Annotated in this window: 11 protein-coding genes and 1 rRNA gene; all 12 read right to left on the reverse strand. The window is 35.3% G+C overall.

Going from position 1 to position 12,063, the window contains the following annotated elements:
* Positions 1-76 (reverse strand): 16S ribosomal RNA (locus AC1FXP_RS23010); the annotation flags it as partial.
* Between the two features lie 940 nt (positions 77-1,016).
* Positions 1,017-1,859, reverse strand: coding sequence for a sugar ABC transporter permease (locus AC1FXP_RS23015; RefSeq protein ID WP_480064258.1), 843 nt, complete (start codon positions 1,857-1,859; stop codon positions 1,017-1,019).
* Entirely contained in the window at positions 1,860-3,128 is a 1,269-nt protein-coding gene (locus AC1FXP_RS23020) for a sugar ABC transporter permease (RefSeq protein WP_480064259.1), read from the reverse strand.
* A gap of 74 nt (positions 3,129-3,202) precedes the next feature.
* A complete protein-coding gene (locus AC1FXP_RS23025) occupies positions 3,203-4,453 on the reverse strand; it encodes a sugar ABC transporter substrate-binding protein (RefSeq protein ID WP_480064260.1) in 1,251 nt (416 codons plus the stop codon).
* A gap of 21 nt (positions 4,454-4,474) precedes the next feature.
* Positions 4,475-6,148 carry a glycoside hydrolase family 13 protein gene (locus AC1FXP_RS23030; protein WP_480064261.1) on the reverse strand — a complete coding sequence of 558 codons (1,674 nt, stop codon included), beginning with the start codon at positions 6,146-6,148 and terminating at the stop codon, positions 4,475-4,477.
* Between the two features lie 230 nt (positions 6,149-6,378).
* Entirely contained in the window at positions 6,379-7,383 is a 1,005-nt protein-coding gene (locus AC1FXP_RS23035) for a LacI family DNA-binding transcriptional regulator (RefSeq protein ID WP_480064262.1), read from the reverse strand.
* A gap of 43 nt (positions 7,384-7,426) precedes the next feature.
* Positions 7,427-7,699 carry a hypothetical protein gene (locus AC1FXP_RS23040; RefSeq protein ID WP_480064263.1) on the reverse strand — a complete coding sequence of 91 codons (273 nt, stop codon included), beginning with the start codon at positions 7,697-7,699 and terminating at the stop codon, positions 7,427-7,429.
* Positions 7,700-7,831: 132 nt separating this feature from the next.
* Positions 7,832-8,353, reverse strand: a complete 522-nt coding sequence (locus tag AC1FXP_RS23045; RefSeq protein ID WP_480064264.1) for an RDD family protein — start codon at positions 8,351-8,353, stop codon at positions 7,832-7,834.
* 25 nt (positions 8,354-8,378) lie between these two features.
* Positions 8,379-9,146: an aminoglycoside phosphotransferase family protein gene (locus AC1FXP_RS23050; RefSeq protein WP_480064265.1), complete on the reverse strand. Its 768-nt coding sequence runs from the start codon at positions 9,144-9,146 to the stop codon at positions 8,379-8,381.
* Positions 9,147-9,534: 388 nt separating this feature from the next.
* Positions 9,535-10,530 (reverse strand): NAD(P)-dependent alcohol dehydrogenase, encoded by a 996-nt coding sequence (locus AC1FXP_RS23055; protein WP_480064266.1) that lies wholly within the window; start codon positions 10,528-10,530, stop codon positions 9,535-9,537.
* 332 nt (positions 10,531-10,862) lie between these two features.
* Complete coding sequence (locus tag AC1FXP_RS23060; protein ID WP_480064267.1) at positions 10,863-11,798, reverse strand: FAD-dependent oxidoreductase; 936 nt, start codon at positions 11,796-11,798, stop codon at positions 10,863-10,865.
* A gap of 49 nt (positions 11,799-11,847) precedes the next feature.
* A partial coding sequence (locus tag AC1FXP_RS23065; RefSeq protein ID WP_480064268.1) for an IS30 family transposase occupies positions 11,848-12,063 on the reverse strand: 216 nt, incomplete at its 5' end.

Consider the following 12,063-nt stretch of genomic DNA (forward strand, 5'->3'; position numbering starts at 1 on the left):
AATCAGTCCGCTCGACTTGCATGTATTAGGCACGCCGCCAGCGTTCGTCCTGAGCCAGGATCAAACTCTCCATAAAAATGGTAAGCTGATTAGCTCAAAATGTATCGCTAACGATACTTTGTGTGATCATAGTAAATCACTTTTAGAAATTAACGAGATATCATGTATCTCTATTTCGCTTGGCTTTTGTTCAGTTTTCAAAGAACTCGTTAACCGCTGTTTCATCAGCGACATTCATTATCATAACATAACGTTTCGTTCTGCGCAACAACTTTTCAAAAGTTATTTTCGCAACTCGTTACGAACCAATCAACAGCTCGTAGCGACAAGAAATAATATATCACAATAAATGATTCTGCGCAATAGTTGATTTAAAATTAATTTTTGCGGCTAGGTTTAATAATCTATCATAATTAGATACGAATAGCAACTATCATTTGTGCGCTATACACTTTTACCACAGTACTTTTATTCAAACTCTCCCCAACACAAGATAAGAAGACATTACTCTATACATAAGTAAGCTGCTTCTGCCATCACCTTTCAATATTCACGCAAAAAATGGTGTAGTGAATGACGAAGGTTCTACAAAAGGAATACTTATTACTACATCATCGTTGCCGAGAATTGTCTTAGGTGTTCTACATATTGTTAAAGTTTTTACAGGCTCAGTCTAGTTTAAATAATTTGCATAGGTTTCTAATTTTTCTATTTCTTCTATTTCTATTTTTTACACTCCCAGCACCTTACTCTGATAATATTTCTTCTCTTACCGCTTCTAAAGTTCTTCCATTTGATAACTTCCATATCAACACACCCCAGTTTACCCGATAATATAAAGTAATCTGCGTTAAAATTCTTCTCATACTAAAAAAAGCAAGGAGTATCCCCTTGCTTTTACTTATCTTATTAGCACTTCCCTAAAAATAAACTGTTATAAACCTTCTACTCACTGATAATTGGGATGTCTTCCTTTAAACGAAATTAAACAATTTATAAAAATTCTTATTCCCTGACTACCCCTTTGTAGCACCAGATGTTAGTCCTGAAATTAAATATCGTTGCAGGAACAAAAAGACAGTTGCGATAGGTATTGCAATTAGAACCGCCCCAGCAGCAAAACGAGTAAAGTTATTACCAAATTGTTCATTAATAAAATTAAATAAACCTAAGGCTAAAGTATAATTTTCTGGACTTCGCAAAATGATACTTGGAAGAATAAAGTCCATAAATGGGGTCATAAAGTTAAACAAAGCCACTACTGCTAAAATAGGTTTTGCTAATGGCAACATAATGGTAAAGAAAATCCTAAGATGCCCAGCTCCATCAATTTTCGCTGACTCATCTAATTCTTTAGGGATGGTGTCAAAATACCCTTTTACCAAGAAAACATTCATTGGAATTGCTCCACCTATATAAATCAAAATTAAACCAGTTAACGAATCTAGCAAGTTGACCATGTTTAAAAGAATGTATAAGGCAACCATCGCCATAAGAACTGGAAACATCTGTAGTAGCAAGAAGGTGTATATGCCATTCTTTCTTCCTATAAATTGATATCTTGAAAAAGCATATGCAATAAGAGAAACAACTGCTACAGCGCTAATAGATGTAATTACCGCAACAATTAATGTATTTTTGTACCAAAGTAAATAGTCACTAGCAGGATTAAAAAAGAGCCACTGATAATGAACAAATGAAAAGTTTTCAGGGATCATTGATGACCCATATAAGCTTGTTCCTGGATTTAACGATAGACCAATTGTCCACATTAATGGATATAATATAGCTACAAAGACGATCCCAATAAATACATACATCCCTGCTACTTGTAAATTGCTTTTTGTTTTTCTAGACATTTACATTTCCTCCTTGAAGGAACGTGTGCGTCGGAATTGATAAAATGCAAATGTAGCAATAAACAACCCGATAATGATTGAAATTGCAGCGGCCATATTGTAATTTTGAGTTTCAAAGGTTAAATTATAGACCCATGAAATCAAAATGTCCGTACCACCAGCATTCTGTCCTCGCACAGCAGGTCCACCTTGATTAAAGAGATAAATTATATTGAAGTTATTAAAATTCCCCGCATACTGCATGATTAGTAATGGCGCTGTTGCAAACATTACATGAGGAAATGTTATAGTTCTAAATTTCTGCCAGCTAGAAGCTCCATCCATATCCGCCGCTTCGTACCAATCCTTGGAAATACTTTGTAATATCCCCGTGAAGATAGCAAATACAAAAGGAAAACCTAACCAAACTTGAATACCTATAAGTGCCACTTTCGCCCAGAATGGATCCGTCATCCATGGAATAGCTTGGCCAAAAAGTGGTATTAGAATGTCACGATTGATTGCACCAAAGTCATTATTAAACAGTGCAGCGAAAATTAAAATAGTAACAAACCCTGGGACAGCCCATGGTAAAATCAATACTGTTCTTATAAATTTTTTAAACTTGATTCTTGGGTCATTAACAAATATTGCCAATATTAGAGCCAATGCAATTTGTAAGGTAGTAGCTACTAATGTCCAAATAATTGTCCAAGAGAGAACACTTAAAAATGTACTACGCCAAATTGGTACTGTCAGTAAAGAAGTAAAGTTATCAAATCCTACCCAATTCAATAAGTTTCTCGGTGGAGAATTATATAGGTTGTAATCCGTAAAAGCTAAAAAGACCATGAATAGTAATGGAAATACAACAACAAATACTAATAAGAATAGTCCAGGACCTACAAGTAAATATGGAAAACTTTTATCCCAACCATCTTTAAAACTTTCTCTTAAACTAGTAGGGCGATATCCTTTCTGAAGTTTCACAGCATCTTTATACGCATCCATTAAATTTAATATATAAAAAGTCAATGCAAAACCTGTAATGATAAGAGAAATAATCCCTTGAGCGAGTAAGACACGCGAATCATCTAATCTAGGAACTTCACCAAGAGTTAAAAGGCCCCAATATCCTATATTTAAAAATTGATAAAAGGTCATTATAAACGCGATAAATAACAGAAAAAAAATTGTTCCTTTCAAGAAACGACGGTTATACATTTGCCCTAATCCAGGAATGATAGATAACGTAGTTGCTATCGTTGGATTATGTTTTTCCTTATTCATAAACTTGCACCTGCCTTTGGCAATCTAAAGTGAAAGAATGCTTAATGCATTCTTTCACCATACTCTCTAGAAAATTAGTTACTTCCATCTAAAAGTGAGATTTGTTCTTTTATGTTAGCTACAGCTTCTTCTAATACTTCCTTTGGATCTTCCCCTTGAGAAATGAACACTAATGCGTCACCCATCGGATTCCAAACTTGGGCCATTTCAGGTATATTAGGCATTGGGACAGCATATTGTATCTGTTCCTGAATTCCTTGATATAGCTTATCGTCTACTGTTACATCACCCCGTGCCGGAATGCGCTGAAGTTCATCGAACAGAAACTTAGAGTTTTCAGGATTGGACATAAATAATGCAAAATCTGTCGCCCAATATTTGTTATCACTATAATCTGAGATAGCCATTCCTTTTACTCCTAAAAACGATTGTAGTTGATTTCCATTAAATGTTGGCAGTGGGGCAATTGCTAAGTTATCACCTAAACCAGAACTAAAATCAGGGATTCCCCATGGACCTGAAATAATAGCTCCTACTTTACCATCACGGAATAATCCATTCATAACATCGTAAGTAACACTTCTAGGAATATAATTACTTTCATGCCAAGAACGAATTAAATTTGCTCCCTCTACTACTGCATCAGATGCTAATCCAATATCACTCGTATCAAATCCACCTTCTTCACTCTCTCCAAAAACATACCCACCTGCTGCAGTTAAAAAAGGGAACGTTGGATAAAAATCTGATGTGATATTTAAAAATCCATACTCATCTTTCTCAGCATTAGTTAAACTTGCTGCAATATTTGTAATATCTTCTATTGTCTTAGGGGCATCAGGGACAAGTTCTTTATTATAGAACAACCCAATCGTTTCAACTGATGATGGGATTCCTAATAATTTACCTTCATACGTAAACGCTTCTATTGCAGACTCTTCATATCCGCTTAATTGTTCTTCTGTTAATGTCAATTCCGATGCTACGCCTTGTAAATAAGAATCACCTATGCGGTCATGTGTTTCGTAATATAAATCAGGTCCTTTCCCTGCAGGTGCATCTAGGGATAGGTCCGCATTTTGAGCATCTATTACGTTCACCTTAATGCCTGTTTCTTCTGTATATCTATCTCCGATAACTTGGAATGTAGAAATAACATCATCCCATGCCCAGAAAGTCAGTTCTTCTGGCTTGTCTGGCGCTTCGCCATTACTTGCTTCCTGTTCGATCACCGTTGTGTCACGTTGCGGTCCACAAGCTGTCAAAATTATTGATAGTACTAACATCACTACAAAACTAGATGTTATTAATTTGGTCTTGAACATTTTATTTCCCCCTAAGTTGTTTTAAATTAATGAGTACACACAAGCTTCATAAGGTCTAAACTTTAATTCTTTTGATAAACTACCATTTTGCTTTTTATAATTTTTTAGAATAAGTGAAGACTCATCGTATTTTAGGTTATCTGGTAGCTCAACTGTAATTACTTTTTCGGTCATATTACAGATAACTAATGCCTTTTTGTCGTCTAAAACACGTAAATAAGCGAATATTTCAGGGTGATCAGGTAGTAATAACTGATAAGACCCGTAAACAAAAACTTCATTGTCTTTTCTTAGTTTTATAAGATCTTTATAGAAATTTAAAATTGAATCCTCATCTTCCAATTGGTCTGCGACATTAATAGAAATATAATTTGGATTCACCTTTAGCCATGTATTGCTGGTGGTAGAGAAACCAGAGTTTTTGTCCGTATTCCATTGCATTGGTGTCCGGGAATTATCTCGACATTGAGCCCAAATTATTTTCATTAAATCGTCGTGAGATTCACCTTGTTCACGTTTTTCATGATAAAAATTTAGCATTCCTACATCATTGTAATCTTCGATGCTCTTAAACTGGACATTTGTCATTCCAATTTCTTGTCCTTGATAGATAAAAGGAGTACCTTGCATTAAGAAATAAGTTGTTGCAAGCATCTTTGCGCTTTCTTTCCAATAACGTTCATCATCACCCCAGCATGAAACACTTCTAGGCAAATCATGATTTTCTAAGAATAAAGCATTCCATCCCTTTCCCTCTAGTCCAACTTGCCATTTACTTAATGCTTTTTTAAAGCCTAATAGATCTTTTGTATTTTCTTTCCCCTTATCCCATAACGCTACATGGTCAAACTGAAAGATCATATTAAAATAACCATTATCTTCTCCTACCCAAGAATCTGCATCTTTGACAGTTACACCACCAGCTTCACCAACAGTCATTACATCATAGTTTTTAACTGTCTTTTCTGAGAACTCACTTAAAAATTTCTCAATCCCTTTCACATTGGTTGTATATTTTGCTGCAGGTACACAATCTAGCTTTTTGGGATTAGGCAAATCAGGGAATCCAGGCTCTCTTTTAATATGTGAAATAGCATCAATACGGAAACCATCTATCCCCTTATCTAGCCACCAATTCACTGTATCGTATAATGTCTGACGCACTTCTGGATTCTCCCAATTTAAATCAGGTTGTCGTTTAGAAAATAAGTGCATAAAGTATTCGTTAGTTTGTTCATCATATTCCCAAATCGAACCACTAAAAATTGACTCCCAATTGTTAGGTGGGTTCCCATCTTCTTTCCCTTTCCGCCAAATATACCAATCACGTTTCGGATTATCTTTAGAAGATCGGGACTCAATAAACCAATCATGTTCATCACTAGTATGATTTATTACTAAGTCAATAATTAATTTCATATCGCGATTATGAACTTCTTCTAGCAATTGGTTAAAATCTTCCATCGTACCAAATTCATCCATAATATCTTGATAATCGGATATATCGTAACCATTATCATCGTTAGGCGACTTATACATTGGGCATATCCATATCACATCTACACCTAAACTTTTAATATAATCAAGTTTTTGAATCATTCCTTGCAGATCACCAATTCCGTCTCCATTACTATCTTTAAAACTTCTTGGATAGACCTGATAAGCTACACTTTCTTTCCACCATTTTTTCTGCATAAATCATACACTCCTAATTTTCAATAGTCGCATTTTACGTAACCGGTTACGCAAAACAGAAAAATAAAATGACCCAACACATTAAAACCTTATTATTCTTTATACTTTGATCGAGTAAATTTACGTAACCGGTTACGTAACAATACAAAAAAATTACCTGTGTTCCCTACCAATATTTCTATTGGTTAATTAATTGCCACGTAACCGGTTACGTATTTCCAAAAGAGAGACTATTGCGAGCGTACACTCTGTCTCTCAATAATTTGATGACTAAGGATGCAATTACTTACTTCTGTGTCCGAGTTAATCATTTTAAACATCAGATTTGCAGCTTTTTCTGCCATTTCATTATGAGATAGTGAAACGGATGTCAGCGGCGGAGACATAAACTTACATAAACTTATATCGTCCATGCCAATAACGGATAATTTTTCAGGAACTTTAATACCTAAATTATAAGCTGCAGACAAGACACCCATACCAATTTCATCATTCTCTGCAAAAATAGCTGTAAGACCGGGTACCCGATTTAACAAAACTTTGAGTCCTGTTACTCCATCATCGATAGAAAACTTCCCATACTCAATATAACTTTCATTAAAAGGTATGTTGTGGTCAGAGAGAGCTCTTTTGAATCCCTCTACTCTGGGAATAAGGTTACCGGCAATCCATTCTTCTTTATTTCCACTAATCATCCCAATATCCTTATGACCTTTTTGTATTAAATGCTTGGTCCCTGTGTACGCAGCTTCGTAGTCATCCGCTGTAACGTAAGGGACGGGAAATTCTGAATAAGCAGACAACAGAACAACTGGAACTCTCATTTTTACGATATAATCATAATACTCTTTTTTCAGTGCTGTACTAACTAAAATAAGACCATCGATTCGTTTTTCATGTAATAGTTGCAGATATTTCATAGTTTTGATACCATGCGACTCTGTGTGACATACGATAACACTCGATCCTATCTTGTGCGCAACTGACTCAATTCCATTCAAAAATTCAGTAATTAGAGAACTTGTTAAGTTTGGGACTAATACACCAATGGTATCTGTTCTTTTATTAGTCAATCCTCTTGCTACCCCACTAGGATAGTAATCTAATTCTTGAATAACATTAAGTACTTTTCTTTTTGTCTTTTCTGAATAACCACCTTGGTCGTTCAGTATCCTAGAAACTGTTGCTGTTGATACATTTGCTTTTTGGGCTACATCTTTGATCGTATAGGTCATAATTATATCCTTCTTCCTAGTTACGTAACCGGTTACGTAGATATTAACATAGAACGAAAAGTCTTTCAATAAAATCCTTAAAATATAATTTATCTAATAAGTGATTATGAAACGACAAAACAATAAGAAGGATACTCTCTATGCCCCAAGCTGCGGTACTCATCCACCAAACTAAAGATTTAGCTTTTATTGAACTTTCCTCGCTTTCCTTATTTGCTTTTATAAAATCGAGCTTACTTTCCATACTTTTTTTCATAGAAACGAGAACAACAAATCCAATTATGATGAAACCAATAGTTATCCAAAAAGGAAGCAAATCAGTCCCCTTGCTTCCTCGTTATCTATTAATTTAGCCTCTCCTATGTACTCGCATGCAACCTATGCAGTACAAAATGAATGGGTGTGAAATTACTTCACACCCATTCAAAAAAATATTAATGATCAATAATTAGAATGACTTCACTACTACTGTACCAGCAATCCAATCATAGACTGACTTTCTTCTACTATTCAAAAACGGAAGGACTATGTACAACAATATACATACGTTTACACTTATTAAAGTCACCATTATTACTGTATCCGGGACCAATGATGGTAAATAAATTCTCCAAATAGCAAAATGTGCTAACTCCCAAGGTAAAAATTTTACTACTGAACGTAAAATGGCTCGAATAAATCCAATTTGTTTCCCATTATTTGTTAAGACCTCGAGCTTTAATACCCTTTTTCCAATGGTTCCTTTATATTTGGAAGCTTCAAGTAAAATAAAATATAATAGTACAGGTAAAGTAATTAATATAAAACCCGTAATTTGCGCTACATAGGGACTATCATTAAAAAAAGGTATTAAAAGTGGCTGTAATAAATAAGAGATAATTCCTAATAGTATGCCGTAACATAAAATTACTAGATAGTCTATCACTATAGCCAAAAACCGTAACTTTAACGAATATCTATTCTTCTCCATATGTCCTCCTTACATGAAAATACCCTTAGAAAAACTCATATAACCCTTCAAAATACTGAAATTCCTTTTTTGTAAGTTTATAACGTTTATATCCTTCATAAAAGGCATTTATGTATTCAGGATTATTAATAAATCTTTCAATCGCTAGGGATTCATCATATCGAGGGTCTCCGACTGTCATACCCGATACATCAATAAAAAGTTGTACCTCTCCATTAAAAACAAGCACATTATCTGTTGTGCAATCACCATGCATCATAGTTTGTTGAACTGGTAGAGGTTTATCAGACTTTAATTGATTTAACAATTCTAAGTTGCCTTCTGTTTGTCCTTTTTCCACATAAATTTGTGCCTTCACAAGTTGCTCTTCAAGCCAATCATTCTCTCTTTTAAATTGTTGCAATTGCTTTTTTTCATGAAAATGATGAAGAAAGTGTCCAAAACTCCTAATTAACGATTTCTTTTCTGTTAGATTTTTCGCTTGGTTTAAAGCAGAAGTTAACGTAATTCCGTCCTCAAATGATATTATTAAATGACTTCCAACTTTATCCTCGATAAAACCGTAGTATTTAGGAACTGGAATTTGCTTATTGTTATTTAACTTTTCTAATACAAGAGCCTCAGTCATCAACCATTCCTTATATTTTTCTTCAAATGAACTTTTCAGTAAATAGGAACCATTTTCTGTAATAATCTGATGAACTTCAGAAGTACATCCTTGTTCATCCAGTTTGATCATTCTATTTTTTTCACCTACTATTTTTTCAACCTTCTCTATCAATTCGGCATTCAATTATTATACACCACACTTTTTCTTTTAATATTATTATCACTAGTATTGTATAAATACATTCGGAATATTCAGTTTTACTTTTCTCGTAAATTTTAGACAAAGCCTAAAAAAAGTTGGTTTGTTCACTCGGAAAAAATATACAATGGAACTATGAGCAACAACGATAGTGTAGTATTTATTGGCTAATTTCACCACAAGAACTGCCAAAACCACTAACTATGTGAGTGAACAGTTGGGACACAAAGATATCGATACCACCTATAAATACTATTCCCAAGTTCTCAAAGAATTACGGGATGAAGATGAGAAGAAGACCGTTGATACTTTTGAGGATATGTAGGCTCAGAGCATTGTGCTCTGAGCCTTAAAAAGGTACACATCAGAAACTTTAATTTATAGTTATCACTACATTTCCTCTTTTGTTTCCTTTCTCTACATAGCTGTGAGCGTCTGCGATTTTTTCCAGCGGGTAACACTTATCAATCACTGTTTTGAACTTCTCAGCTTCAATAAGCTCATTTATAAAAATTAAATCATCGCGTTTTTCCAGTGCTAATGCACAAATAACTTTTTTATTAGAAACAACGTACGTCCATAGCATTTGAGATAGTTGTTTTGTTTTAAAGCTAGCTAAAAGGTAGCGGCCGTTTTTCCGGAGGGATTGTTTACACCTTGAAAACGAACTCTTGCCTAATATGTCAAAGATAAGATCGTAAGTTTCCCCATTTTCCGTAAAATCTTCTTTCGTGTAATCTATTACCTTATCAGCCCCAAGTGATTCTACTAATTTTAATCTTGGTGTGCTGCATACCCCAGTAACTTCTGCACCAAAGTACTTTGCAAGCTGAACGGCTGCGGAACCTATTCCTCCTGAAGCTCCATTAATAAGGATTTTTTGCCCAGGCTGAACATTTACTTTTCTAAGCAAATTTATCGCCATTATTGCCCCATAAGGAATGGTAGAAGCTTCTTCATATGAAAGGTTCGAAGGTTTTATCGTTACGATTCCTTTTTCAGGCACACATAAATATTCAGCATATGCACCAAAGTTTTGCCCGAGATATCCAAAAACTTGATCACCTGGTTTAAATCGTTTTACGTCTTTGCCTACTTCTTTCACTTCTCCAGAGAACTCACTTCCCAAAATTCTTTTTCGAGGTCTGCTAATACCAAAAGCTACTTTTGCAGGAATCCAAAAGAGAAAGGGCATCGAGAATTGGCTAGGAGAGAGTTCATTAAATGAACGAGCTAATATATCTCCGAAACTTACTGGTGTGGCGTATACCCTAACCAGGATTTCATTATCTTTTGGAATAGGCTTTTCCACCTCTTTTAATTGAAGAACTTCAGGTCCTCCGTATTTCGTGTATACAATTGCTTTCATGGAAACTCCCTCCAATTGTTTTGCGTGTTAGCGAAGTAGTTTGTTTTAAAAGTATACTTGTACCCCATTGAGGAAATATTTACTGAACTGGTAGACCAGTAATATATAATATACTGATCAATTCTCACTTTAAGTACTGCACTTTTAGTGTTTTGTTACATAAGTAAAAGTGCCTAGTCACTACCCCCGTAAGCAGTAGTAACATCCACTAAATATTCCAATATTAAATGGTTAAGTAACCATAATAAAAACACCTTCAAGAAAGAAGGTGCCTTAACTCATATTACTTCTCCTTTTGCATCATAACAGTTTAACCTTCATCACAGACTCAGCTATTCATTCCAATCTATTTTATATTCATATTTCCAGCGGTTTCCTCTATCTGCAAACAGCGGGAATATGATCGACAGTATTCGGTCTCTGATCCAAGCGGAGACCGGTGTCATTTCCTTTTTATTGTCTCCGCTTCTTCTTCCCTCAGCTATTATTTTTTCAACTCGAGGCCTACGTTCATGAACAAACTGCTCAAACACTTCACTCAGAGACCCTTGCTTATCCATAATAAGTTTTGCTAGGTAACTTGCATCTTCAAGAGCAAGCGAGGCACCTTGTCCGGAATTGGGACTGACTGCATGTGCAGCGTCCCCAATCAGTACTACCCTTCTTTTGTTATGCCAAGAAGGCAAAGATTGGATATCATGCACATTCCCTCTTATTAATTTTGGAGTATTTAAAATAAGTTCTTCCACAGGATCGTTCCATCCTTTGCAGATTTCCAAAAGCTCTCTCCTGACTTCTTCATTAGAAACTGACGATAACTCTTCTTTTGAAATTTCTTTTTCTTTAACAATGTTATACCACCAGCCTATAGTAGCATGTTTCCTGCTAAAATTTCCGTAACCGAAAAATCCTTTAAGACCAAAAATCATGTAAAGTTTATGATCATCTTTGTCAATGGAAGGTACTTCTGTCTGTGGAACGAAACCAGCAATCCACTGCAGTCCAGTATAAGCAGGTTTTGGAGCATCTGGGAGTATAGATTCTCTAGTCTTGGAATGTATACCATCTGCTCCAATGACAAAATCTCCTTCTACGAAACTCCCATCTTCAAACTTTGCGGCTACCTGTTTGCCTGAATCATCTATAATGTTTACAACCTTTTTATTATAGTGGATCACAATCCCCTTCCGTTCAACTTCTTCCACAAGAACTTGATGCAAAGCAGAACGAGAAATATTAACTGCAGGCTGACCGTAATTTCCCTGCAACTCTCTGTTAATTTTCCCTAATATTTTCCCGTTTTGATTTGACGGTTTGTCAATCTAACTGCGACACTTCTTCCCAAAACGCTTCGTATGAAGTTTTCCAACCAAGACATTTTCTTGGGCGATGATTAATTAAATGCAAGGCTAACTCTAAATCTTCTTCTGGTATTTGAGCTAGATCGGTCTTCTTAGGGAAGAATTCACGTAAGAGGCCATTGGCATTCTCGTTGGTTCCACGCTGCCATGAAGAGTATGGATCAGCAAAGTA

It is taken from the genome of Halalkalibacter sp. HAAS-P013 (genome assembly GCF_056619925.1).